The sequence below is a fragment of the Yoonia sp. JB2-21 genome, from assembly GCF_055693545.1.
The window spans coordinates 65,171-88,874 of the sequence record NZ_JBVFUC010000001.1 but is presented as its reverse complement, the minus strand read 5'-3'; the positions used below and the strand labels follow the sequence as shown (position 1 = coordinate 88,874).

Below are 23,704 nucleotides of genomic sequence, written 5' to 3'. Positions count from 1 at the left end.
ATGGTTAACTTTACCATGCGTTATCTTAAGAATTGCTCGCGCATTCATTCCCATTCGATTGTGCCGGGGGGCTTGCTGGTAATGTCATATGTCACGCGATTGATGCCTTGGACTTCATTAATGATCCGGGTGGCTGTTTCGCCGAGAAATTCATGGGTAAACGGGTAGTAGTCCGCTGTCATCCCATCAACGGACGTCACGGCCCGCAATGCGCAGGCAAAATCATAAGTGCGCCCGTCGCCCATGACCCCCACGGTCCGGACCGGCAGGATAGCGCAGAACGCCTGCCAGATATCATCATAGAGCCCGTGTTTGCGGATTTGGTCGATGTAGACCGCGTCGGCCTTGCGCAGAATTTCCAGCTTCTCACGCGTGATCTCTCCGGGGCAACGAATGGCGAGGCCAGGACCGGGGAACGGGTGCCGCCCGATAAAGGATTTGGGCAGGCCAAGTTCCACACCCAACGCGCGGACCTCGTCCTTAAACAGTTCGCGTAGTGGTTCTACCAGCTTCAAGCCCATCTTTTCAGGCAGGCCGCCGACGTTATGGTGTGATTTGATGGTGACAGAGGGGCCGCCAGAAAAGCTCACACTTTCAATGACATCAGGATAGAGTGTACCTTGGGCAAGGAAGGCTGCACCCTCAATCTCATTGGCGTATTTCTGGAACACGTCGATGAACAGCTTGCCGATAATTTTGCGTTTGGTTTCTGGGTCCGACTGGCCCTCTAACTCGCCCAAGAACAGTTCACTTTCGTCTGCGTGGATCACTTTGAGGTTCATGTGATCGCGGAACATGCCAACGACTTCGGCGGCTTCGTTCAAGCGCAACAGGCCGTGGTCTACGAACACGCATGTCAACTGATCGCCGATCGCCTCGTGCAAAAGGGCTGCGGCAACGGATGAATCCACGCCGCCCGACAGCGCGCAAATCACATGCGCGTCACCGACCTGTTCCTTGATGGCAGCAATGGCCTGTTCGCGATAGGCGCCCATTGTCCAATCACCAGAAAAACCTGCGAGGCGCACGAAGTTTTCATAGAGCTTGGCGCCGTTGGGGGTGTGGTGCACCTCGGGGTGAAATTGCACTGCATAGAAGTTGCGCGCAACATCCGCGGTAATCGCGAACGGGGCATTGGGCGACGTTCCGTAAACGGCAAAACCCGGAGCAATTTCAGAGACATGGTCGCCATGGCTCATCCAGACCTGTTCCCTGTTGGCGGCAAACCATCCGTCGAGTAACGCCAGCTTGCCTTCGGGCGTGACATAGGCGCGCCCAAACTCTGCCGTTCCTTCGCCGGTGACCACTTTGCCGCCAAGCTGTTCCATCATCGTTTGTTGGCCGTAGCAGATGCCCAGCACCGGCACGCCAAGATCAAAGACAGACTGGGGTGCGCGGGGCGATCCCGGTCGCGTGACACTGTCCGGCCCGCCGGAAAGAATGACCGCCTTGGGTGCAAATTCGGTCAGAAAATCGTCGGTGACGTTTTGATAGGGGTGAATTTCGCAATAGACGCTGAGTTCGCGCAGGCGGCGGGCGATCAACTGTGTGACCTGGCTGCCAAAATCAATGATCAGAAGGCGTTCGTGGGTGCTGTTTTCCATGCCGTGTGGGTAATGGCAGGACCACATTTGCGCAAGAGGGTCCAGCGATATTCAGACGCGCAAATTTACAATGACCTGTGCTAAGCAGACGCCACAGAAACCGGAGATGACGATGCAGATATTTGAGCATACGCTCGCGCGTGTGGCCGTTTGGAACCTCGCGGGTTTTGGTGGCATCAGTGCCGACCGCATGAAACGACAAGCAGAAGGGCTTGCATTGTTGGACGCGGAGCTTGTGACCTTGGTTGAAGTCAACCCGGTAAGCTATATCGACAGGCTGGCGGCTGAGATTGGCAGCTACGGGGTCCACTATGACACCACCATCATTGCGCAGCCCGGCGAGCTCCACATCGGGTTCTTGCATAAGAAAGGCGTCGAGGTTCGCAACGCAAGGCTGATTGAGGGGTCCGAAGGTGACTATGATACGGGCCGTCGCGCGATCACAATAGATGTGAGGATGGGCAAGTTCTCGGCCCATGTTGTGGGTGTCCATCTGAAGTCCGGCCGTAATCCGCCGCAGCAAAAGTTGCGCGATACGCAATGCAAGGTGATCGGCAAGTATCTGACCGATTTGCGTCAAACCCCCGGCACGATGCGCAAGACCATGCTACTGATGGGCGATTTCAACATGATCCCAGGGCAGGACGTCAGCAATTTCCACTATTTGGGTGGTGATGATCTGATGGATTTTGTGTCCTCATGGGACTTGCAGGATCGGTTCAGTCATATCCTTGAAAAAGGCCGGGCCAATCTGCTCGATGGATTTGCTGTATCACGGACCTATGCCACCGATTATGTGCGCGGGTCATTGCGCCTGTTTCCGATGCATTGGACGATGGATATGGGGCGCGAGCGGTTCAAGGATGAAGTGTCAGATCATCTGCCATTTGTCGCCAGCTTTCGGGTGTTCTGAGGGGGCATGTCGCTTTCGCGTCTGAGGGGCCGCAAATTTGGCAAGGTGGCAGGGGGTGGAGTTGTATGAAAAGGCCAAGACCTCAGCCACGGTAAGGGATTCACAATGTCAGATGCACCAGTAAGATCAGGACGCAGAGCCCGTGGCGGTGGTGGTGCGGCCCGTCGGGCAGAGCGGACCGCAGTGAGCGTCGAAACCGCCAAATATATTGAGCGGAACATCCCGAATTATGAGGTGCTGACCGAAGAGGCGCTGAGCGTAATCGAGGCGAATGCCGAAACCGTGCTGGCCGAAATTGGTGTGAATTTTGTTGATAACCCCGACGCGTTGGAGCGTTGGAAGGCCGCCGGTGCCGAGGTTGACGGCGAACGCGTGCGCATACCGCGTGGACTGGCCCGCAAGCTGTGTGCGACTGCGCCCTCTGAATATACGCAGCATGCCCGCAACCCGGATCGCAATGTTGTTGTCGGCGGCAAGAACCTTGTGCTGGCACCGGTCTATGGCCCGCCCTTCGTACGCGACGCCGAAGGTGGCCGTCGTTATGCGACGATGGATGACTTCAAAAAATTTGTGAAGCTGGGCTATATGTCCAAGTGGCTGCATCATTCCGGCGGCACGGTCTGCGAACCCACAGATGTGGCGGTGAACAAGCGCCACCTTGATATGTTGCTGGCCCATATGGTCTATAGTGACAAGCCCTTCATGGGCTCCGTGACTGAACCCAGTCGCGCCCAGGACAGCATTGAGATGTGCGAAATTCTGTTCGGTAAAGAGTTCGTTCAGGATCATACGGTGATGACCTCCTTGATCAATATCAATTCACCTTTGACGTTTGACAGCATCATGATGGGGGCCCTCGAGGTCTTTGCGAAAAATAATCAGGCGTCGATCATCAGTCCGTTTATCGTGGGTGGGGCGATGGCACCTGTTTCCGTCGCTGGAACACTGACTCAGGTTTTGGCAGAAGTTTTGGCGGGCGTAGCTTACAGCCAGATTATCCGTCCCGGGTCGCCGGTCGTCATGGGAACCTTTGTGACGTCCATCGACATGAACTCTGGCGCACCAACATTTGGCACGCCCGAAGCCTCGCATATCACATATGGGGCAGGGCAGCTGGCGCGCCGTCTTGGTTTGCCCTACCGCTCTGCGGGGTCATTCTGCGGATCGAAATTGCCGGACGCGCAGGCGGCTTATGAGACGGCCAATTCTCTGAATATGGGCTTGCTGTCCGGTGTCAATTTCATGTTGCATAGTTGCGGTTGGCTTGAGGGCGGTCTGGTTGCGTCCTTTGAGAAGTTCGTGATGGATGCCGATATGCTGGGCACCCTGCACCACTTTGCCCAAGGCGTGGATATGTCCGAGAATGGACAAGCGATGGGCGCTATCGAAGAGGTTGGTCCGGGCGGTCACTATCTGGGTTGCGAACATACGCAGGCCAACTTCAAAACGGCGTTCTGGCGGTCAGATCTGTTTGACTACAAACCCTTCGAGACATGGGACGAAGAGGGCGCGCGTGATACGCAAACATTGGCGACGGCGCGCGTGACCAAGCTTTTGGACACGTACCAGCAGCCAAAGCTTGACCCAGAGGTCGAAGCAAAGCTGCGGGCCTATGTTGCACAAAAGAAGGCGAGCATGCCGGACGCGTTCACCTAGACGAGTTTTGGGGCGGTCGCGCGTAACAAATGTGCCTCGCCCAGAAGCGCGATCAACACCTCGACATGGCGGGCCGGACGATAATGCGCTGAATGGGTTAGTCGCAGCGCGTTCATTTCTCCATCAATATCAAGCAACTGCATGATTGCCTGACCATGTTGCGGCAGTTTGTCGGTCTGAAGGATACGACGTAGGTGTATATGGCGCCGATAGTCGTCGACACCAAAACGTGCGGCACGTGCCAGCAGCGGCGGACGCTTCAAGGTGGAAATTCGCGTGTGTAAGTCAAGCATGTGTCAATCTTCCATTACAGAGGTGAGAGTCCGCACAACATGACACAACCTACACGGGTGTTGCGGAATAGCCATGAGATAAGAACGCTCCGGTTAGACTTGTTTATCTTTTGGAAAGAAGGGTTGACGGGCAAATTGCGCCGTTAACAAATAAGTAACCATGCACGCACAGGTGGTATTTTGTCATGTCGTGGGGGATGTGAGTTCTGTCTGTTGCGTCGGTTATTTCGACAAAAGGATGAGTGATTATGACAGCACCACAAGGGCGGACTGCTTCGCCTGATCTCCCACGTTGGGTTCCGGATGCGGCCCGCCATTACCTTGTTCACACAGAAACTGGCCTCTCGATCCGCGCACTTGCGCGCGCCAGCGACTGTCACCCGTCAACGGTTTTGCGGCAGGTACGCCGCTTTGAAGGACGACGCGACGATCCGCTGATTGATGCGGCATTGCGCGCGTTATCGGCGCAGGTTTCTGCGCGTGAAATTTTGAAAAAGGGGAAGATGAAGACCATGAATATGCAGTGCGTAAAGAGTGATATTCACCAACCAATCGGCCTGACGCAGAGCCGGATAGATCAAGAGGCAAAACGCATATTGCGTCGGTTGTGCGAACAGGGTGCGGTGCTGGCCGTCGCCCGCGAGATGGAAACGGCTGTCGTGGTCCGCGTCACCCGCGAGGGCGAACAAGTGCGGACCGCTATTGTAGAGCGTGAGATTGCGCAGGCGATGGCCCTGAAAGACTGGATTACCTGTCCAGAGCCGGACGGGCGCATTGCACGATACTTCGTTACCAACCTTGGCCGTGCTGCCTTGCGCCGATTAACTGCGGAAGATGAAAATCGCGCCAGTGGATTTACAGAACGTGCAACTGATCCGGACGGCGATGCCGGATGGGACATCGCTGCAATCGAAGGTGATGCCAGACCACAAAGTCGCGCATATCCAACCGAAAGCCCGCTTGTGGGGTTGGCGCGACGCAAGGACCGTGACGGAAAACCATTCCTCCCGCGCGATCTAGTCGCTGTCGGAGAGCGTTTGCGCGAGGATTATGAGCTGGTTGAGGTTGGTATGGGCGGAAACGAAAGCTGGGACGGCTTTATGACCGGTGAGGCGCCAGCTGAGGTTGCACAAGGGCCCAAGGGTGCCGTGGCTGCGCATGGTCGTATCAAGGATGCACTGGCCGAATTGGGTCCCGGTCTGGGTGACGTAGTGTTGCGCTGCTGTTGTTTTCTCGAAGGGTTGGAACAAACAGAAAAGAAAATGGGCTGGTCTGCGCGATCCGGTAAGATCGTATTGCGCATCGCCTTGCAGCGTCTCAAACGCCACTATGAAGAAACACAAGGACGCTATGGTCCGATGATCGGGTGAAACCTGCTGCCATGCAAGTTATGCAGTGCCGTCATGCGCGGCACTGTGAACATTGGACATTTTTCAGTCGCGACGTTAGGTAACCTCTAACAAGTTCGGAGCCTGAAATGCCCACACGCGATCTGAAAATCCCTGCGCAGCGCCACCCTGAAAAGCAGCGTCGCCCGGATGCGCCGCAGCCGAAAAAGCCTGATTGGATCCGTGTGAAAGCACCTGTGTCCGAAGGATACAAGAAGACCCGCGACATCATGCGCGACAACAAGCTGGTTACGGTCTGTGAAGAGGCGGGATGTCCCAATGTCGGCGAATGCTGGTCGCAAGGTCACGCCACCATGATGATCATGGGCGAGGTTTGCACGCGGGCCTGTACATTCTGCAACATCGCCACAGGTAAGCCGCCAGAGGCTTTGGACGTGTTTGAGCCGGGCCGTGTGGCCGATGCCGTCAAGAAACTGGGATTGAACCATGTGGTCATCACGTCGGTCGATCGCGATGATGTCGAGGACGGCGGGGCGGAGCATTTCGCGCAAACCATCCGTGCTGTGCGACGGCAATCGCCCGGCACCACGATTGAAATTCTGACACCAGACTTTATTCGGTGTGATCCCAAAGTGTTAGAGGTTGTTGTTGAAGCACGCCCCGACGTCTTTAACCACAATCTAGAAACCGTACCGGGGCTGTACCCGCAAGTCCGCCCCGGTGCCCGTTATTTTCATTCCTTGCGTCTGTTGCAGCGGGTGAAAGAGCTGGACCCAACGATGTTCACCAAATCGGGTATCATGGTCGGCTTGGGCGAAGACAAACAAGCGGTCACGCAGGTCATGGAAGACATGCGCGCCGCTGACATCGATTTCCTGACGATCGGCCAGTATCTGCAACCCACGCCAAAGCACCACAAGGTGGACCGTTTCGTGACACCAGACGAATTCGCCACCTATGAAAAAGCGGCCTACAACAAAGGCTTCCTGATGGTGTCGGCGACACCGCTGACGCGGTCATCCTATCATGCAGGTGATGATTTTGCCCGGTTGGGTGCTGCGCGGCAGGCCAAACTAGGCCTTGCCTGATTAGTTTGCCACGGGCGGGATCGCTTTTAGATAGGCGGCGATTGCGGCGCGGTCTGCATCGGTCAATTGACTGGTGTTTCTGATCACGGCCGCCATCTCGCCACCAGCGCTGTCGAATTCTGGCGTGAAGCCGCTTTGCAGGTATGCAGCGATTTCGCCCTCTGACCAGCCCAGCTCTGCCGGGGTGATATTCGGTATGCGCCCTTCGCCTGACGGATGCGGCGCACCTGCCATCCAAAGGGCGTTGTCCAATCCACCAAGCACGCCGCGCGGGGTATGACATTCGGCGCAGTGGCCAAGCGCCTCGACCAGATAGCGCCCGCGTTCTAATGCGGGTGTCGCCGCATCTGCCAACACCCATTGATCATCCACAAACAGGGCCTTCCACGGGCCAAGTGCTGCGCGTTGATTGAAAGGAAAGCCCAGATCATGCGGCGCGTTGGGCCGATCTGACGCGGGCAGGGTGCGCATATAGGCGATCAAATCGACGATGTCCTGTGTGTCAGCCTTGTTATAGCTGGTGTAGGGAAAGGCAGGATAAAGGTGGGTACCATCCCGACCCACACCGCGCATGATCGCGCTGGCCAGTTCCAGATCAGTCCAGTCCCCGACGCCATGCACCGGATCGGATGAGATATTGGGCGCAACAAAGCTGCCAAAGTCACTGACAAAGACCTGACCGCCGCTCAGCACATCCGCTGGCCCGTCTTCGCTGATGTGGCACGAGGCACAGCCAGCCGCGGCGAATGCAATCTGTCCACGATCAGGATCGCCGGTCAGCCCATCCAATGCGTCCGCTGGCAACGGCATTGGGCGCGTCAAAAACCACCCAATACCAAGTGCCGCAAGGGCCACAAGCCCGATTGAGCGCCAAAACACGGGCGCGATCAGTTGCGGGGCGTGCGGTATGCCTCGTGACAGGAACCGCAGGACCCACCCATGGGGCCAAAGGCGGCCCGCATCGCGTCTAACCCATCACCTGCAACTGCGGCCAAAGCCGCCGTCGTGGTCACAAATTTTTCCTGCTCAGCCGCATAACCGGCAGCATCGGTCCAGATCTCGGCTTTGGCGCGGTTGCCTTCGACGCTGGCGTCTGTGCCTTCCACCCAATAGCGCGTCTGATCAATGGTCGCGAGAGCGGCAAGACTTGCAGCCGCAGCGGCTGCCACTTCGGCATCATAGGGGATATCGCCTTGGGCCATGCCGCCCAAAGGGCCGATATTGAACGCAAGCAGACCCATGTGGGCTTGGCGTGCATCAATGGCGCGTTGCTGTTCCTGGGTCAGATGTCCGGCAGCAAAAGCGGCACTTGCGATACTGACTGCAAGTGCGGCGGTGATGCCGTGTCGTAGGGTTACGGGCATAGGGACCTCCATTTGGTTTCAGGGATCTTGCCCTAGCGTAAACAAGTACGCAGGTGTTTGTCTTGTGAATAATTTTGGATCAGCGCATGCGGCGCATGTCATGAGGGGTCAGCCACGCAGGCCAGCCCCAGGTGCGTTCGATCGCGAAAAGTAGAAGACATATCAGGATGACAATCGCGAAGAATTTTATCTTTGCAGGCGATGGTGGATGTTGAGCCCAACGTTTCGCACGTAAAAGCCAACGGGGATTCATGCTTCTTTTGTGAACCGTACCTTGCCGATGAAAGGCAGGTTCCGGTTTCTTTGCGCAAAGTCGATGCCGTAGCCGACGACAAATTCGTCAGGAATTTCAAAACCGGTCCAATCCGCCTTGAGATCAACTTCGCGCCGGGCAGGTTTGTCCAGCAAGGCGATGGTCTTCATGCGCGCGGGTTTGCGGGACGCCAGAAACGTTGTGACATGCGATAGCGTATGACCGGTATCAACGATATCTTCGACGATCAGGACGTCACGCCCTTCAATTTGGCCGCGCAAGTCTTTGAGAATGCGGACTTCGCGCGTACTTTCCATGCCGTCCCCATAGGATGATGCCTCTAAGAAGTCGACCTCAACAGGTAAGTCCAATTCGCGCACAAGGTCGGCGATAAAAACAAAAGATCCCCGCAAGAGCCCCACAACGACGAGCTTGTCTGTGTCAGCAAACTCTGTTCGGATGTCGCGCGCCAGATCTTCGATCCGCGCGGCAATCGCTTTGGCGCTGATCATCTCGTCAATCACGTAGTTTTGGTGCGGCATAGGGGCCTCAGTGTGGGGAAATGGGTTGATTTTCAACGCAGAGAATACGACATCCAGTGCCAAAGTCACCCGCGAAAGAGCCCGCATGCCAAGTCATTCAGAAACGAAGTTCCTGCCTTACACGGCACAGCAAATGTATGATCTTGTCGCTGATGTGGCCAACTATCCCAAATTTCTGCCCTGGACCGCTGCCGCGCGCGTGCGCAGCGTCACAGAGAGGGGCGACCATCTGGAAATGCTTGCTGATTTGGTAATTTCTTTCAAAGTGTTCCGCGAAAAATTTGGCAGCCGCGTGTTGCTGTGGCAGGACGAAATGAAGATCGACACCGAATACCTTGATGGTCCGATCCGCCATTTGGAAAGCCAATGGAATTTTAAGGATGTCGAGGGCGGCTGCGAAGTGTCCTTCGCCGTCGATTTCGAGTTCCGCAGCCGGTTGTTACAAGGCGCGGCGGGCATGTTCTTTAACGAAGCAATGCAGCGTGTGGTCCGTTCATTCGAACGGCGTGCGAACGAACTTTATAGCTAAAAAAGGCCCGCTCTTTCAGAGCAGGCCTTTTGGGTTTCATGATTTCGCTTAGCTGTTGAACTCGTAAGCCCGTTCACCGTGAACGGCCAGATCAAGCCCCGTGGTCTCGGCTTCGTCATCAACGCGTAGCGGGGTTATGGCCTTGCAGACAAAGATCAATACGACAGTGACAACAATCGTGTATCCCCCCACAATCACCAGACCGCCAAGCTGCGCCGCCCACGCGCCAGCCCCGAAGACCGCGATCATGATCGTGCCGAAGATACCGCCGATGCCGTGTACGGCGAAAACATCCAGCGTGTCGTCGATCTTGAAAGTGTTACGGATAAGGTTGACGGCTTCCTGACATAAAACGCCTGCCACTGAACCAATGATCAACGCTTCAACCGGACCCACAAAGCCCGAGGCTGGCGTGATCGACGCGAGACCGGCAATCGTACCGGTTACCATGCCCACCAGCGACGCCTTGCCGAACTTGATCCGTTCCCACAGCGCCCAAGTCAGCGATGCGGCCGCCGCAGAGATATGCGTGACCGTAATCGCCATCGCAGCACCGCCATCAGCTGCCAGTTGTGAGCCGCCGTTGAAGCCAAACCAACCGACCCAGAGCATCGCCGCGCCGATCATGACCATGCCGGGATTATGCGGTGGTTTTGATGCATCGCGCCGTGATCCAAGGAAGATCGCAAGCAGCAACGCTGCGATACCGGCTGTTTCGTGCACCACAATACCGCCAGCAAAGTCACGTACGCCGGTGTCGCCAAAGATGCCGCCATCGGCCAACATCCCGCCGCCCCAAACCCAGTGAACAACAGGTGCGTAGCACAACAGCATCCACAGCGATGAAAACAGCACGACAAAGCCAAAGCCGATCCGTTCGACGTATGCGCCGACGATCAGGGCAGGGGTGATGATCGCAAAAGTCATTTGAAACGCAAAGAACAGAACCTCGGGCAGCGTGCCGGACAATGTGTCAGCAGTGATGCCGGACAAGAACATCTTGTCCAATCCGCCCCAGAACCCGCTGGTGCCAGACCCGAAGGCGATGGAATAGCCAAAGGCAAACCAAAGAATGCTCATCAGACAGGCGATGGCATAGCAATGCATGAACACGCTGAGCACATTTCGTGCCCGCACCAGCCCGCCGTAAAACAGCGCCAGTCCTGGCAGTGTCATAAATAGTACAAGCGCCGTGGCCACGATAATCCACGCTGTATCCGCTCCGTTCATTGTCCCCTCCTAATAGGTCTTTGTCCGGGGCCTTAGGGCGGATTCGCATTGCTGGATAAATGTGCAGTGCGCTTTTTTGCCGATGAAATAAGATGCAATATGCGGAGTGATTAATAATTGGGCATCAAATTGGGGCCACGCCTAGTGTTTGCGCGGCAATGAGTCGACAGCTTGTCGCAGCAGGCCTAACGCGTGATCGCGTGCTGCGCTGCGCACATTGTCCCGCCCTAAAGCGCCAAACTCAATCGTTTGTGTTTCTGCTTGTCCCGCCGTCGCGATACCAAAGCAGACCCGTCCCTCGGGCTTATGTTCCGATCCTCCGGGCCCCGCGATACCGGTAACCGATACGGCGATATCGGCGTTTGAGCGGGTGCAAGCGCCCAGCGCCATTTCGGCGGCGACCTGCTCTGATACGGCACCATGCGCCGCCAGCGTTGCCTTTTGCACGTCGAGCATGTCGATTTTGGCGGCGTTGGTGTAGGTGACAAAGCCACGATCGAATATTGCTGAGCTGCCGGGCACTTCGGTGATCGCAGCACTGACCAGCCCGCCTGTGCAGCTCTCTGCTGTTGCCAGCATCACGCCTTTTTCAGACGCGGCCATCAAAAGAGGAGCGGCGTTCATACCAGTACGATATGATAGAGTGCCGCAAGGAGGCCAACACCAAGCGCCGCGAAGATGCCGGCGATGACATCGTCCAGCATCACACCGGTTGGGCCGTGCATACGGTCGGCCCACCCAACGGGCCCCCATTTGGTGATGTCGAACAATCGAAATAGCGCGAAAGCCGCGATCCAGCCCGGCCAAAGGGCAAGGATATCAACGTCCTGCCGCGCCGCGCCGAATGCCAGGGGCAGCAGGGCGATCCATTGGCCGCAGACCTCATCAATCACAATCTCGGAAGGATCATGGTTGTCTTTGCCCCGTGTCTCCACGGCTGTGGCCCAGAGGCCGAGCGCATAAGATAGGATGATCCCTGCAATAAGGCCAAGTGGGCCGAAGAGCGTGTAGATGGCCCAGCCCGTGGGCAGCGCGGCCAGTGATCCCCATGTGCCGGGGGCTGGGCGGATATGACCTACGTAGAAGAATGTTGCGATCAGGTGGGTCATGATTTGATCAGGGTCGCTGTGGCAAGGGCGGCGATCCCTTCCTCACGCCCGGTGAAGCCGAGCTTTTCCGATGTGGTTGCCTTGACGCTGACCCGGTCGCTCTCCAGCCCCATATAGGCCGACAGCACGGCTTTCATCGCGTCTTGATGCGGGCCAATCTTTGGGTGTTCACACACCAAGGTGCAATCGACATTACCGATCTTGTAGCCTTCCGATGCGGCCAGCGCCACAGCATGTTCCAGGAAAATATGGCTCGCGGCCCCTTTCCATTGTGGATCGCTCGGCGGGAAGTGCACGCCAATATCACCTTTGCCCAGCGCCCCGTAGATCGCGTCTGTGACCGCATGCATGCCCACATCGGCATCAGAATGGCCTTGAAGGCTGCGGGTATGCGGGATTTGAACGCCACACAGCCAGACGTGATCGCCTGGTCCAAAGCGATGCACGTCATAGCCATTCCCGACCCGAATATCCATTGCTTGCCTCATGTGCTTTTCGACCCGTTCAAAGTCTGCGGGCGTGGTGATTTTGATATTATCTTCATCGCCCGGTACGATCGCCACGTCCAGCCCTGCGGCTCTTGCAATGGCGACGTCATCGGTCTCTTGCCCCGTGCTGGCTGCATGCGCGGCAAGGAGAGGTGCCAAAAGGAACCCTTGCGGTGTCTGTGCACGAAAGAGCCCAGCTCTGTCCTGCACTCCGGTGACCGCTTCATTGCTGCCGTACCACAGCGTGTCGGTCACGGCCAGAGCAGGGGCGGCGCCACTATGGGTGTCCAGCGCCGCAATGACCCGATCAATCATGGCGTTGCTGACCAAAGGCCGGGCAGCGTCATGGATTAGAACCTTGTCTGTGCGCGCATCAACAGCCTCTAGTCCGGCACGTACAGATGCGGCGCGTGTCGCACCGCCCACGACAACGGTTGCTGTTGGCTCTCGTGGCCATAGATCGCCTTTGATGTCGCCTTCATGCACGACCAGTACCAGCTCTGAGACGCGTGGGTGTTTGGCGAACTGCTCCATAGCATGTGCTGCGACGCTGCGATCGCCTAGCGTTTGCCATTGCTTTGGCAAAGGACCACCAGCGCGTGTGCCGCGCCCGGCGGCCACGATGATTGCTGCTATCGTCATCTTGGACCCGTTCTTGCTTGCCTTACGTTTAGGGTGCAGGCGGCCGCGACGCAATTCACCAGTTTTTCGATCTTTTCGCCTAATTTTTGGGCAGTTGCCAATTAATCGGGAGAAAATCCGGCAAGTTTCGTTGAGGCACAGGCATGAGCACCCTAGAACTTGCTCAAGACGTAAACCTTCAACGAACGAATTGCCCCTTTGACACACCCCGATTCCTTAATTCTTGACGATGTGGCTCTGACGCCACCGGTGGCGCTTGCGCCATTGGCTGGCATTACTGATTTGCCGTTCCGTCAGCTGGTTGCATCCTTTGGTGCGGGATGGGTCGTGAGCGAAATGGTGGCCAGTCAGGAAATGGTGCAGGCCAAGCCGGGTGTGCGCGAACGGGCGGAGTTGGGATATGATCAGGCCGGCACTGCGGTCCAGATTGCCGGTCGCGAAGCCTATTGGATGGCCGAAGCCGCCCGGATGGCCGAGGCGAACGGTGCCGCGATCATCGACATTAATATGGGCTGCCCGGCCAAAAAGGTGACTAACGGCTATTCTGGCTCGGCCTTGTTGCGCACGCCCGATCACGCGCTCAGCTTGATCGAGGCGGTTGTGGAAGCAGTCGATGTGCCCGTCACGCTCAAGACGCGCCTCGGCTGGGATGATGACAGTCTGAATGCTACTGATGTCGCAAAACGGGCGGAAGAGGCGGGGATCAAGCTTGTCACGATCCATGGCCGCACAAGGTGTCAGTTTTACAAAGGCTCTGCTGACTGGGCAGCGATCCGGGCGATCAAGGATGAGGTAACTATTCCGGTTATCGCAAACGGCGACATTGTTGATGCCGCGACGGCCAAAGAGGCGCTACGCCTGTCCGGTGCCGATGGTGTTATGATTGGACGCGGTGCGCAGGGCCGTCCGTGGCTGCTGGCGCAGGTGTCAGCGACGTTGCACGGGACAGCGGAACCGAGTGTTCCATATGGCGATGATCTGGTCGATATGGCCTGCAAACACTATGAAGCGATGCTGTCGTTTTATGGGGCAGAGCTTGGCCGGAAGGTGGCGCGCAAACATTTGGGCTGGTATATGGACGATGCGGGCACTGGGGCTGCATTGCGCAAGGCGATCCTGACGCATGCCAACCCCGCAGATGTTCTGCGCGACTTGCCAGATGCTTTGACGCTGCAGGTGGCCGCATGATCTGGGACACCGCGCTGTGGCTTTCGCTGCCTGTGCCGGCCATCATGGTCGATGCCAATGATGTTGTGATGTACAGCAACCCGGCCGCGGAAAGCTTTCTGAATACCTCAGCCAAGGCGCTCACTGGCGAGAAGCTTTGGGAAAAAGTGATGATCGATGCGCCGCTCGAAGCGCCGTTCGCGCGCGCGCGACAGAACGGATCATCGCTTTTTGTCAATGACGTTGATGTTGGCAGCGGCGAACGCGCGCCCATGATGTGCAACATACAGTTTGCACCCTTGCAGGGGTCCGAGGGTACAATGATCGTGATGATCAGCCCGCGAGAGATTGCAAGCCGCATCAATCAAAACCATTCCTCTGGTAAGGCCGCAAAGTCTGCGATTGGCATGGCTGAGATGTTGGCGCACGAGATCAAGAACCCGCTCGCAGGCATCACCGGTGCTGCGCAGCTTCTGTCGATGGGGCTTTCGCCGGAGGATCAGGAAATGACCGATCTGATCGTCGAGGAAAGTCGCCGCATCGTGAAGCTGCTTGAGCAGGTTGAGCAGTTTGGGAATCTGCGGCCACCGCAACTGAAGCCGGTGAACATTCACGATGTGCTTGACCGTGCACGACAATCTGCTGCCGTTGGCTTTGGTGCGCATATGCTGTTCGTGGAGGACTACGATCCTTCGCTGCCGCAAACACTGGCCGATGGTGATCAGCTATTGCAGGTGTTCCTGAACCTTCTCAAGAATGCGTCAGAGGCCTGCGGCGAAGCGGGTACGATCAGGCTGCATACATTCTATGATACCTCATTGCGGGTGCACCGGTCCGATGGATCTCAGGCGCGCCTGCCATTGCAGGTTGAGGTGATCGATGATGGGCCCGGTCTGCCGACCGAAATTGCTGATGACATCTTTGAGCCATTCGTATCCGGCAAGGAAAACGGGACTGGGCTGGGCTTGGCGCTGGTGTCGAAACTGATTGGCGATGCCGGTGGTTGGATATCGGTGGACAGTGTGCCGGGACGCACTGTTTTTCGGATATCGCTGCCTGTGGTGCCCAAAGACTATGAAACAGGAGAAGACTGATGGACGGAACAGTACTTGTTGCCGATGATGATCGCACAATCCGGACGGTTTTAACCCAGGCGCTGACGCGTGCCGGGTGCAAAGTGCATGCGACCTCTTCTCTTGTCACGCTGATGCGGTGGGTTGATGAGGGCAAAGGTGATCTCGTGATCTCGGACGTTGTGATGCCCGACGGTAACGGATTGGAGCAACTTCCGACAATTTCAGCAGCGCGTCCCGGCTTGCCAGTCATTGTGATTTCCGCGCAAAACACGATCATGACCGCGATCCAAGCGGCTGAGGCCGACGCCTATGACTATTTGCCCAAGCCCTTTGATCTGCCCGACTTGATGAAACGTGCCGCCCGCGCGTTGGAGGTCAAGCGCCGTGCACCGGTGAACCGCGTGCCTGATATTAACGCGACAGAGCAGGGCGGTGACCTGCCTCTTGTCGGGCGTACCCCGGTCATGCAGTCGTTGTATCGGCTGGTTGCGCGGGTGATGAATACCCAATTGCCGGTTCTGATTACTGGGGAAAGTGGCACGGGTAAGTCGTTGATCGCGCGTGCCGTACATGATTTTTCTGATCGGCGCAGTTTGCCTTTTGTAGTGGTGTCCGCGACCGATCTGGAGGGGATGGATGGACCGTCCTCTGTGCTGAGCCGGGCCAAGGGTGGGTCGATCCTGTTTGATGAGGTCAGCGACTTGTCGCAGGACGCGCAGGCGCGCATTGTGCGGATGCTTGATACCTTGGGCGACAATGCCCCGCGGATCATGGCGACCTCGCAGTCTGATCTGATGGCGCGCATGGAAGATGGGCACTTCCGCGAAGATTTGTTCTATCGTTTGGGCGGGGTGACCGTTGACGTCCCCTCGTTGAGAGAGCGCGTCGATGATATCCCATTGCTGGCCGCGCATTTCCTTGCGCGGGCGGAACGGGATGGCGCGCCATTGCGCCGGTTTGGCGATGCGGCGCTTGACCTCGTGCGGGCCTATAGCTGGCCAGGCAATGTGCGGCAGTTGGAAAACGCGGTGCGCCGTCTGGTGTTCACGGCCGCGGAAGAAGAAATCACGCGGCCAGAGGTGGAAATGGTGTTGGGCAATCAGCCCGCCATTGAACCATTGCGGTCGGGTGGCGAGGGCGAAAAACTAAGCGCCAGCGTGGGTAAACATCTGCGTCGTTACTTTGATCTGCATGGTGGCGTACTGCCGCCGCCCGGGCTTTATAACCGAATCTTGAAGGAAGTAGAGGGTCCTCTGATCGAAATAGCGCTTGATGCGACCGGCGGAAATCAGGCGAAATGCGCTGATTTACTTGGAATAAACCGCAATACCCTGCGCAAGAAGATCACGGACCTCGATATCCGCGTGACACGGCGCCGTAAGTTGATGTAAAACCGCAACATAACCGTGGCATGCCTACGTCAGCGTAGCAGAAAGACCACAGCAAATAGCGGTATCGTGGGGGCGACCCCACCTCAATCACAGGGCATTGCGCGTGCGGCGTACCCTCATGGGCCTGAATATGACACGACTGAACCGCTGGTTTCGCCAGCGGCATGTTCAGAATGCGCTAACCTCAGGTCTGGTTGTCGCGGCCCCGGTTTTGGCCGTTCTGACCTATATCGTTGTTGGCCCGATGGATCGTGGCGCGTCCTCGACGCTGTTGCGTTTGGTGCTGCTGCTGGACTTGATCTATGTGCTGGTTGTTGCCGCACTGGTGATGCGGCAAGTGGCGCGCATGGTGTCGGCCCGACAGGCGAAATCGGCGGGTTCACTGCTGAGTATGCGTCTTACTGGGGTTTTCGCGCTCTCGGCACTGGTGCCGATTGTTTTGGTTGCCATCTTTTCGGTAACGCTGATCTCAATCGCCCTTGATGGCCTGTTTTCAGAGCCTGTTGGCAACGTCTTGCGGACGTCGCTGACGACCGCCCAAGCCTATGAGGAAGAGCACCGCCAGGAACTGACCCGTGACGGGCGTGGGCTTGCAGCATTTTTGAACAGAGAACGGCAAGCAAACCTGTTCATGGATGACGGAGAGGTGCGACGGGCCTTGGGCAGCGCACAGTCCCGGATTGAACGTGGTCTGACAGAGGCATTTGTCATTGATGGATTGGGCAACATCACAGCGCGGGGATCCCGGTCTTACGAGTTTGGATACGAACGCCCTTCGCCCACTGACTTTTTGCGTGCAGAAGAAACAGGCCTTGCGATCATTCAGGATTTTGCAAACAACGAATTTCGGGCATTGATCCCGCTGCCTGCCTTCCGGGATCGCTTTCTTTATGTCACGCGCCCGGTCGACGGCAATGTTTTGTCACTGCTGGATGATACGACCGAAACGGTCGCTCAATATGAAGAATTGCAAAACGAGCGTGGACAGCTGCTGTTTCAGTTCGGCCTGCTTTATCTGGGTTTTGCGATCATTTTGATCCTTGGCGCGATCTGGGGCGGTCTGTGGTTCGCCGAACGCTTGTCGCGCCCTGTTGGTCGGCTGGTGTCGGCGTCGCAACGGGTTGGTTCTGGTGACCTGGATGTCCGCGTGATTGAGGACGATGGTGACGATGAGATTTCGCAACTGGGTCATTATTTCAACCAGATGACCAGCCGGTTGAAGGGCCAGCGGGATCAGTTGATTGAAACCAACAAGACAACCGAACGGCGGGGGCGCTTGTTTGACTCTGTGCTGACATCGGTCACGTCGGGCGTGGTTGGGCTTGATGCCGGCGGGCGCGTGACCTTTGTGAACCCGTCCGCAAGGCGGCTACTGTCCGTGGGCTCCAGCCCCGAGGAAACGGCATTGTCGGTTGCGATCCCTGAATTTGCCGATCTGTTTGATCAGGTGTGCGAGTCTGACAATGAAAGCGTGCAAGAGCAAATCAACCTGATCCGAAAGGGACAGCAAGAAAGTTTGCTGGTTCGCATGGCGCAGCGTCGCAACGTTGATGGCACACTTGAAGGTTACGTTGTGGCCTTTGATGACGTGACCGATCTGGTCAGTGCCCAACGCATGGCCGCATGGGGTGACGTGGCCCGCCGGATTGCACATGAGATCAAGAACCCGCTGACCCCGATCCAGCTGTCGGCAGAGCGGATCAAGCGAAAGTTTCACAGCCAAGTGGGGCATGACTCTGATAAGCTTGAACAGATGACAGACGTTATTGTCCGTCAAACCAATGACTTGCGGCGTATTGTTGATGAGTTTTCAAAGTTCGCGCGCATGCCAGAGCCGGAACTGCACCTGAATGACCTGACCCAGCTTGTGCATGATGCTTTGTCGTTGCAAATCGTGGGTCAGCCAGAAGTGCACTTTGCGGCAAGCATCCCGGAAGAGGCTGTGCTTGTTGATATGGACGACACCATGATAGGGCAGGCGTTGACCAATCTGTTGAAAAACGCTGGGGAAGCGACTGAGACCTACATCAAACGCAATGCACCAGAGGGCTATCGCCCTGAAATTCAACTGCGGATGTCCTACGACAAGGACAATGTAACGATCAAAATCTCGGACAATGGTATCGGTTTGCCAGAAGACCGTGCAAGGCTCTTTGAGCCTTATGTGACGACACGTGGCGAAGGGACGGGCCTTGGCCTGCCCATCGTTAAGAAAATCATCGAAGAACATGGCGGCACGCTTATCCTGACCGATGCCGCCCCATTTGCAGGCCACGACCACGCCGGGGCCTGCGCAATCATTCAACTGCCCGCAGCGACACAAGCCGCGCGGGCACCCAAAATTCCAGCATGAGGTAGGTTATGGGCGATATTCTGATCACAGATGATGAACGCGATATTCGTGAGCTGATCTCGGAAATCCTGATAGACGAGGGGTTCACAACGCGTCTTGCCGGCACGTCGGACGAGTGTATGGCGCAGATTGCAGCAGAGCAGCCTGCGCTGATGATCCTCGATATCTGGCTGAAAGACAGCAATATGGACGGGATCGATATCCTGAAGTCGGTCAAGCGTGATCATCCGGACGTCCCCATCGTCATCATTTCGGGGCACGGCAATATCGAGATCGCCGTTGCCGCGATCAAACAGGGTGCCTACGACTTTATCGAAAAGCCCTTCAACATTGACCAATTGCTGGTGGTCATTCGGCGGGCGATGGAAACATCGCGATTGCGCCGCGAAAATGTTGAGTTAAAGCGCGGCGAGACGCACAGCGCCGACATGCTGGGCGATAGCGCCGCGTTCCGCACCCTGAAGTCGCAGCTGGACAAGGTGACGAAATCGAACGGCCGGGTGATGCTGACCGGCCCGGCAGGTGCTGGCAAAGAGATTGCAGCGCGGTACATCCATGCCAACTCCAATCGGGCCTCTGCGCCGTTTGTTACCGTCAATTCGGCATCCATTGAACCCGAGCGCATGGAAGAGGTGCTGTTTGGGCGTGAAGACAGCGGGCGCGGCGTTGAGCCCGGCCTGTTGGAGGAGGCGAACGGCGGCGTGGTCTACTTTGATGAGATCGCCGACATGCCGCTTGGTACCCAATCCAAAATACTGCGGGTTTTGGTCGAACAGCGTTTTCAGCGCGTTGGCGGTGGCGACAAGATCCAAGTTGATCTACGGGTTATTTCCAGCACGAACCGGGATCTGCCCGCAGCCATTGATGCAGGTACGTTCCGCGAGGAGCTTTTTCATCGACTGAACGTGGTTCCGATTGCCGTGCCATCGTTGGAAGAACGTCGCGAAGATATCCCGCTTTTGGCGGAAAGCTTTATTGAGGCTTGCAACAAGGTTCAGGGCTTGCCTCTGCGAAAGCTTGCTGAAGATGCGCGCGCGCTCCTTCAGACCATGCTGTGGCCAGGGAATGTGCGACAGTTGAAGAACGTCATGGAACGTGTTCTTATTCTTGGCGAAAGTAGCGGTGACATTACTGCCAAAGAGCTGCCAACCGGTGAAGACGGGGGCGGCGAAGAAGGCCGCATTGTGCTGGCTGGCGGGCTTGCCACCTTGCCACTGCGTGAAGCGCGCGAGCTGTTTGAACGCGAATATTTGCTCACGCAGATCAACCGTTTTGGTGGCAATATCAGCAGGACGGCATCTTTTGTTGGCATGGAACGGTCTGCGCTGCACCGCAAGCTAAAGTCCTTGGGGGTGGTGACAACCAATAAGGCAGGTGGACGTGTCGCCTATGTTGAGGATGACGCCGAATGAAGGTTATTATCTGCGGCGCGGGGCAGGTCGGCTGGCAAATCGCACGCCATTTGTCCGGCGAAAACAACGACGTGACGGTTGTTGACAATAATCCCGAACTGGTGCGCCGCGCGACAGATACACTGGATGTTCAGGGCATCGCGGGGTTTGCGAGCTACCCGGATGTGTTGGACCGGGCCGGTGCCACAGATGCAGATATGGTGATCGCGGCGACCCATTCAGATGAAGTGAATATGGTGACCTGTCAGGTGGCACATTCCGTGTTTTCAGTGCAGCGCAAGATCGCACGTTTGCGGGCACAAAACTATCTGGACCCGGCTTATGCCGATCTTTATAGGCGCAATCACTTGCCGATTGATGTGGTAATCTCGCCTGAACGCGAGGTTGCGGAGGCGGCGCTCCAACGTCTTGCTGCACCGGCTGCTTTCGACACAGAGAGCTTTTTGGAAGGGCGCGCGCAACTTCTGGGTATCACGATTGACGAAGACTGCCCTGTCATTAATACGCCGCTGCGCCAGTTGACTGATCTTTTTTCAACCTTGCGCGCGGTTGTTGTTGGCATCCGGCGCGAGGGCGCGCTCTTTGTGCCTTCGGCCGGTGATCAGATTTTCCCCCACGATGAGTGTTATATTTTCACCGACAACGAAGATATGACCCGGACTTTGGAAATCTTCGGAAAAACGCAGTCAAAACAAGAACGCATTGTGATCATCGGCGGCGGTAATGTGGGTCTGGGCGTTGCGTTGGCTTTGGAAGCCCGGACTGAACGTGTCCGCGTCAAAATGATCGAGAATAACCGCGAGTGCGCGGAACGGGCTGCTGATGCGTTGGACCGGACGATTGTGCTGCATGGTGACGGCCTTGATAGCGCCCTGTTGGAAGAGGCAAACATCGCCACCGCTGACGCGGTTCTGGCTGTGACAGACGATGATAAGACAAATCTGCTTGCGGCTGTGCGCGCCAAGGAAATGGGCTGCCCGATGGCGATTTCACTGGTCAATGACCCTACTTTGATCCCCTTGATGGGCCCGCTTGATATTGATGCATATATCAACCCGCGCGCGACAACGGTGAGTTCGATCCTGCGCCATATCCGGCACGGCCGTGTGCGCGGCGTCTATTCGATCGGAGATGCGGAGGCGGAGGTGATCGAGGCACAGGTCTTGGGAACCTCACCCATCGCAGGACAAAAGGTCAAGGATATCGACTTTCCCGAGGGCACATTGATCGGTGCAGTGATGAAGCAGAACAAGGTGGTTCGACCGACTGGCGAGACCCGCATCGAGGAAGGCAACGTGATCGCAATCTTTGCGATGACAGACGACGTGCCCGAAGTCGAACGCTTGTTGCAGGTTTCGATAGACTTCTTCTGATGGGTTGGATCGTCCGCCTGCCATTCTTTGTGATCCTGATGGGTCTGGGCGCGATTTCCATGACCGTGCCTGCGATGCACGCAGCCATCATGGAAGATTTTAACACTATGCGCGTCTTTTTCTACGGCGCGATCCTTTTTTCCATTCTGACTTTGATGATTGCATTGGCAACGGCAGGCTATGAACCGCGTAGTGTCGCGCGCAGCCAGTTGGTTGGTTTGCTGGCCGCGTTCAGCGCTCTGCCTCTTATGTTTGCCATTCCGTTCTATGAAGCGGTGGGGAACACGACCTTCCTTGATGCATGGTTTGAAATGGTATCCAGTTTCACGACAACAGGCGCGACAGTCTATGACACAGCCGGCCGCCTGACCCCGTCGCAACATTTGTGGCGTGGGTTGGTTGGATGGATGGGCGGTCTCTTGGTCTGGGTCACGGCGGTTTCAATCTTTGCCCCGATGAATTTGGGGGGATTTGAGGTGCGCGCCACCGGTGCGGCAGGAAGAGGGGCCTCTGGCCGCTTTTCACAAATTGCGCATATTGCTGATCCGTCGGAAAGACTGGTCCGCTACACGCTGACCTTGACACCTATCTACGTGAGTTTGACCGTCTTGCTCTGGGTCGGTTTGGTGATCGCGGGCGAGTTTCCCTACATCGCGCTGATACATGCAATGTCGACATTGTCGACGTCGGGTATTTCGCCGATTGGCGGTTTGTATTTTGCTGCATCACGGTTTTGGGGCGAGGTGCTGATCCTGTGCTTCTTTATATTAGCACTATCGCGACTGACATTCAGCCGTGGCTTGATCGGAGAGCGCGACCAAGGGCTGCGCCGAGATCCTGAATTTATCACGGCACTGGTCTTGATCGGGACTGTTACGATGACCCTGTTCTTGCGACATTTCATCGGGGCCGCGGATGGCGCAGAGCCAGCGAATCTACAAGAAAGTGCCGCCGCCCTTTGGGGCGCGCTATTTACGGTAACATCATTTCTGACGACCACCGGTTTTGAGTCGCATTTTTGGGATGGTGCAGCGGAATGGTCGGGGCTGACCACGCCGGGCCTGTTCCTGATTGGAATGGCATTGATTGGGGGTGGCGTTGCAACAACTGCCGGTGGCGTAAAGCTTCTACGGATCTATGCGCTTTATCGCCATGGTGAACGCGAACAAGAGAGGCTGCTGCACCCGTCATCTATTGGCGGTGGGGGTAAAGACGCACGGCGTATCCGCAAACAGGGCGCCTATATCTCTTGGGTCTTCTTTATGTTGTTTGCGCTCAGCATTGCTGCAGTCATGCTTATGTTGTCACTCACGGGTGTTCAGTTCGAAACATCTATGGTGCTCACGGTCTCCGCCTTGTCGACAACAGGACCACTTGCGGCCGTTGCTGCGGAGGTCCCGATCGCCTTCTCGGGTCTTCCGGATGCTGCAAAGGTGATTTTGGCTTTCGCGATGGTGCTCGGACGGCTTGAAACGCTGGCAATTATTGCGCTTTTCAATCCTGAAATCTGGCAGCGCTAAGCGCCTCATTTGAATTGTGTTTTTGGGGTGGAAAGTCCTGTGCACCCACGACATACTGTTTCCCAATAACTCTGGGGGGCCGGACTGCGGCCGTAAGAACAAGAAAAAGGGTGTCGCAATGGCCGCCGATAAAGCAAATTTGCAAGATGCATTTCTCAATCATGTCCGTAAGACAAAAGTTCCGGTGACGATTTTCCTTGTAAATGGTGTAAAACTCCAAGGTGTGATCACCTGGTTTGACAGCTTTTGCGTGCTTTTGCGCCGTGATGGCCAATCGCAGCTTGTGTACAAAAGCGCGATTTCAACAATCATGCCTGCGCAACCCATCAGCCTTTATGAAGGCGAAGAGTAG

General features: G+C 56.6%; 22 protein-coding genes. 13 read left to right on the top strand and 9 right to left on the bottom strand.

Translation table 11 applies throughout. The features are described 5' to 3' along the window. Positions 1 to 44: 44 nt before the first annotated feature. Complete coding sequence (gene guaA / locus ACZ1G5_RS00375; protein WP_472730976.1) at positions 45 to 1,604, bottom strand: glutamine-hydrolyzing GMP synthase; 1,560 nt, start codon at positions 1,602 to 1,604, stop codon at positions 45 to 47. Between the two features lie 112 nt (positions 1,605 to 1,716). On the opposite strand from guaA, the gene ACZ1G5_RS00370 reads away from it, so the two are divergent. Further along, positions 1,717 to 2,517 (top strand): endonuclease/exonuclease/phosphatase family protein, encoded by an 801-nt coding sequence (locus ACZ1G5_RS00370; protein ID WP_472730975.1) that lies wholly within the window; start codon positions 1,717 to 1,719, stop codon positions 2,515 to 2,517. Positions 2,518 to 2,622: 105 nt separating this feature from the next. Beyond that, complete coding sequence (locus tag ACZ1G5_RS00365) at positions 2,623 to 4,173, top strand: trimethylamine methyltransferase family protein (RefSeq protein WP_472730974.1); 1,551 nt, start codon at positions 2,623 to 2,625, stop codon at positions 4,171 to 4,173. Here ACZ1G5_RS00365 and ACZ1G5_RS00360 read toward each other — a convergent pair. Continuing rightward, positions 4,170 to 4,466, bottom strand: coding sequence for a DUF6477 family protein (locus tag ACZ1G5_RS00360; protein WP_472730973.1), 297 nt, complete (start codon positions 4,464 to 4,466; stop codon positions 4,170 to 4,172). The two genes, ACZ1G5_RS00365 and ACZ1G5_RS00360, sit on opposite strands and share 4 nt — an antisense overlap. A 248-nt stretch (positions 4,467 to 4,714) precedes the next feature. On the opposite strand from ACZ1G5_RS00360, the gene ACZ1G5_RS00355 reads away from it, so the two are divergent. Both ACZ1G5_RS00355 and lipA read left to right on the top strand, forming a co-directional pair. Beyond that, positions 4,715 to 5,836 carry a DUF6456 domain-containing protein gene (locus tag ACZ1G5_RS00355; protein WP_472730972.1) on the top strand — a complete coding sequence of 374 codons (1,122 nt, stop codon included), beginning with the start codon at positions 4,715 to 4,717 and terminating at the stop codon, positions 5,834 to 5,836. A gap of 107 nt (positions 5,837 to 5,943) precedes the next feature. Beyond that, positions 5,944 to 6,903 carry a lipoyl synthase gene (gene lipA, locus ACZ1G5_RS00350; RefSeq protein ID WP_472730971.1) on the top strand — a complete coding sequence of 320 codons (960 nt, stop codon included), beginning with the start codon at positions 5,944 to 5,946 and terminating at the stop codon, positions 6,901 to 6,903. On the opposite strand, the gene ACZ1G5_RS00345 is transcribed toward lipA, so the two are convergent. The 3 genes from ACZ1G5_RS00345 to hpt all read right to left on the bottom strand — a co-directional run bounded on the left by ACZ1G5_RS00345 (position 6,904) and on the right by hpt (position 9,062). Then, entirely contained in the window at positions 6,904 to 7,782 is an 879-nt protein-coding gene (locus ACZ1G5_RS00345) for a c-type cytochrome (RefSeq protein WP_472730970.1), read from the bottom strand. An 8-nt stretch (positions 7,783 to 7,790) separates the two neighbouring features. Next, a complete protein-coding gene (locus tag ACZ1G5_RS00340; protein ID WP_472730969.1) occupies positions 7,791 to 8,267 on the bottom strand; it encodes a c-type cytochrome in 477 nt (158 codons plus the stop codon). Between the two features lie 249 nt (positions 8,268 to 8,516). Then, the gene (gene hpt, locus ACZ1G5_RS00335; RefSeq protein WP_472734240.1) at positions 8,517 to 9,062 is read right to left on the bottom strand and encodes a hypoxanthine phosphoribosyltransferase; all 546 of its coding nucleotides are present in this window, start codon (positions 9,060 to 9,062) and stop codon (positions 8,517 to 8,519) included. A gap of 85 nt (positions 9,063 to 9,147) precedes the next feature. Here hpt and ACZ1G5_RS00330 point away from each other — a divergent pair, with 85 nt between their 5' ends. After that, on the top strand, positions 9,148 to 9,591 hold the full coding sequence (locus ACZ1G5_RS00330; RefSeq protein ID WP_472730968.1) for a type II toxin-antitoxin system RatA family toxin: 444 nt from the start codon (positions 9,148 to 9,150) through the stop codon (positions 9,589 to 9,591). Positions 9,592 to 9,639: 48 nt separating this feature from the next. Here the strand turns inward: ACZ1G5_RS00330 and ACZ1G5_RS00325 are convergent, their stop codons facing one another. The 4 genes from ACZ1G5_RS00325 to ACZ1G5_RS00310 all read right to left on the bottom strand — a co-directional run bounded on the left by ACZ1G5_RS00325 (position 9,640) and on the right by ACZ1G5_RS00310 (position 13,060). Further along, a complete protein-coding gene (locus ACZ1G5_RS00325; protein WP_472730967.1) occupies positions 9,640 to 10,821 on the bottom strand; it encodes an ammonium transporter in 1,182 nt (393 codons plus the stop codon). A gap of 141 nt (positions 10,822 to 10,962) precedes the next feature. Further along, entirely contained in the window at positions 10,963 to 11,445 is a 483-nt protein-coding gene (locus ACZ1G5_RS00320) for a CinA family protein (RefSeq protein WP_472730966.1), read from the bottom strand. Continuing rightward, the gene (locus tag ACZ1G5_RS00315; RefSeq protein ID WP_472730965.1) at positions 11,442 to 11,930 is read right to left on the bottom strand and encodes a phosphatidylglycerophosphatase A family protein; all 489 of its coding nucleotides are present in this window, start codon (positions 11,928 to 11,930) and stop codon (positions 11,442 to 11,444) included. The genes ACZ1G5_RS00320 and ACZ1G5_RS00315 overlap by 4 nt, the downstream gene beginning before the upstream one ends. Further along, positions 11,927 to 13,060, bottom strand: coding sequence for a bifunctional 2-C-methyl-D-erythritol 4-phosphate cytidylyltransferase/2-C-methyl-D-erythritol 2,4-cyclodiphosphate synthase (locus ACZ1G5_RS00310; protein ID WP_472730964.1), 1,134 nt, complete (start codon positions 13,058 to 13,060; stop codon positions 11,927 to 11,929). Before ACZ1G5_RS00310 ends, ACZ1G5_RS00315 begins: the two co-directional genes overlap by 4 nt. 237 nt (positions 13,061 to 13,297) lie before the next feature. Between ACZ1G5_RS00310 and dusB the strand changes: the two genes are divergently transcribed. The 8 genes from dusB (at position 13,298) to hfq (ending at position 23,704) form a co-directional block, all read left to right on the top strand. Further along, positions 13,298 to 14,248, top strand: coding sequence for a tRNA dihydrouridine synthase DusB (dusB, locus tag ACZ1G5_RS00305; protein WP_472734239.1), 951 nt, complete (start codon positions 13,298 to 13,300; stop codon positions 14,246 to 14,248). Beyond that, a complete protein-coding gene (locus ACZ1G5_RS00300; protein ID WP_472730963.1) occupies positions 14,245 to 15,321 on the top strand; it encodes a two-component system sensor histidine kinase NtrB in 1,077 nt (358 codons plus the stop codon). Before dusB ends, ACZ1G5_RS00300 begins: the two co-directional genes overlap by 4 nt. Next, positions 15,321 to 16,694, top strand: a complete 1,374-nt coding sequence (locus ACZ1G5_RS00295) for a response regulator (RefSeq protein WP_472730962.1) — start codon at positions 15,321 to 15,323, stop codon at positions 16,692 to 16,694. The genes ACZ1G5_RS00300 and ACZ1G5_RS00295 overlap by 1 nt, the downstream gene beginning before the upstream one ends. Positions 16,695 to 16,824: 130 nt before the next feature. Further along, positions 16,825 to 19,047, top strand: a complete 2,223-nt coding sequence (locus tag ACZ1G5_RS00290) for a sensor histidine kinase (RefSeq protein ID WP_472734238.1) — start codon at positions 16,825 to 16,827, stop codon at positions 19,045 to 19,047. 8 nt (positions 19,048 to 19,055) lie between these two features. Beyond that, positions 19,056 to 20,459: a nitrogen assimilation response regulator NtrX gene (gene ntrX / locus ACZ1G5_RS00285; RefSeq protein ID WP_472730961.1), complete on the top strand. Its 1,404-nt coding sequence runs from the start codon at positions 19,056 to 19,058 to the stop codon at positions 20,457 to 20,459. Continuing rightward, positions 20,456 to 21,832 (top strand): Trk system potassium transporter TrkA, encoded by a 1,377-nt coding sequence (gene trkA, locus ACZ1G5_RS00280; RefSeq protein ID WP_472730960.1) that lies wholly within the window; start codon positions 20,456 to 20,458, stop codon positions 21,830 to 21,832. Before ntrX ends, trkA begins: the two co-directional genes overlap by 4 nt. Beyond that, positions 21,832 to 23,352: a TrkH family potassium uptake protein gene (locus ACZ1G5_RS00275; RefSeq protein WP_472730959.1), complete on the top strand. Its 1,521-nt coding sequence runs from the start codon at positions 21,832 to 21,834 to the stop codon at positions 23,350 to 23,352. Before trkA ends, ACZ1G5_RS00275 begins: the two co-directional genes overlap by 1 nt. 118 nt (positions 23,353 to 23,470) lie before the next feature. Beyond that, complete coding sequence (gene hfq / locus ACZ1G5_RS00270; protein WP_007204924.1) at positions 23,471 to 23,704, top strand: RNA chaperone Hfq; 234 nt, start codon at positions 23,471 to 23,473, stop codon at positions 23,702 to 23,704.

Coding starts and splice junctions, on each gene's coding strand:
- guaA (WP_472730976.1), bottom strand. CDS start 1,604: ATGGAAAACAGCACCCACGAACGCCTTCTGATCATTGATTTTGGCAGC.
- ACZ1G5_RS00370 (WP_472730975.1), top strand. CDS start 1,717: ATGCAGATATTTGAGCATACGCTCGCGCGTGTGGCCGTTTGGAACCTC.
- ACZ1G5_RS00365 (WP_472730974.1), top strand. CDS start 2,623: ATGTCAGATGCACCAGTAAGATCAGGACGCAGAGCCCGTGGCGGTGGT.
- ACZ1G5_RS00360 (WP_472730973.1), bottom strand. CDS start 4,466: ATGCTTGACTTACACACGCGAATTTCCACCTTGAAGCGTCCGCCGCTG.
- ACZ1G5_RS00355 (WP_472730972.1), top strand. CDS start 4,715: ATGACAGCACCACAAGGGCGGACTGCTTCGCCTGATCTCCCACGTTGG.
- lipA (WP_472730971.1), top strand. CDS start 5,944: ATGCCCACACGCGATCTGAAAATCCCTGCGCAGCGCCACCCTGAAAAG.
- ACZ1G5_RS00340 (WP_472730969.1), bottom strand. CDS start 8,267: ATGCCCGTAACCCTACGACACGGCATCACCGCCGCACTTGCAGTCAGT.
- hpt (WP_472734240.1), bottom strand. CDS start 9,062: ATGCCGCACCAAAACTACGTGATTGACGAGATGATCAGCGCCAAAGCG.
- ACZ1G5_RS00330 (WP_472730968.1), top strand. CDS start 9,148: ATGCCAAGTCATTCAGAAACGAAGTTCCTGCCTTACACGGCACAGCAA.
- ACZ1G5_RS00325 (WP_472730967.1), bottom strand. CDS start 10,821: ATGAACGGAGCGGATACAGCGTGGATTATCGTGGCCACGGCGCTTGTA.
- ACZ1G5_RS00320 (WP_472730966.1), bottom strand. CDS start 11,445: ATGAACGCCGCTCCTCTTTTGATGGCCGCGTCTGAAAAAGGCGTGATG.
- ACZ1G5_RS00315 (WP_472730965.1), bottom strand. CDS start 11,930: ATGACCCACCTGATCGCAACATTCTTCTACGTAGGTCATATCCGCCCA.
- ACZ1G5_RS00310 (WP_472730964.1), bottom strand. CDS start 13,060: ATGACGATAGCAGCAATCATCGTGGCCGCCGGGCGCGGCACACGCGCT.
- ACZ1G5_RS00300 (WP_472730963.1), top strand. CDS start 14,245: ATGATCTGGGACACCGCGCTGTGGCTTTCGCTGCCTGTGCCGGCCATC.
- ACZ1G5_RS00295 (WP_472730962.1), top strand. CDS start 15,321: ATGGACGGAACAGTACTTGTTGCCGATGATGATCGCACAATCCGGACG.
- ACZ1G5_RS00290 (WP_472734238.1), top strand. CDS start 16,825: ATGACACGACTGAACCGCTGGTTTCGCCAGCGGCATGTTCAGAATGCG.
- ntrX (WP_472730961.1), top strand. CDS start 19,056: ATGGGCGATATTCTGATCACAGATGATGAACGCGATATTCGTGAGCTG.
- trkA (WP_472730960.1), top strand. CDS start 20,456: ATGAAGGTTATTATCTGCGGCGCGGGGCAGGTCGGCTGGCAAATCGCA.
- ACZ1G5_RS00275 (WP_472730959.1), top strand. CDS start 21,832: ATGGGTTGGATCGTCCGCCTGCCATTCTTTGTGATCCTGATGGGTCTG.
- hfq (WP_007204924.1), top strand. CDS start 23,471: ATGGCCGCCGATAAAGCAAATTTGCAAGATGCATTTCTCAATCATGTC.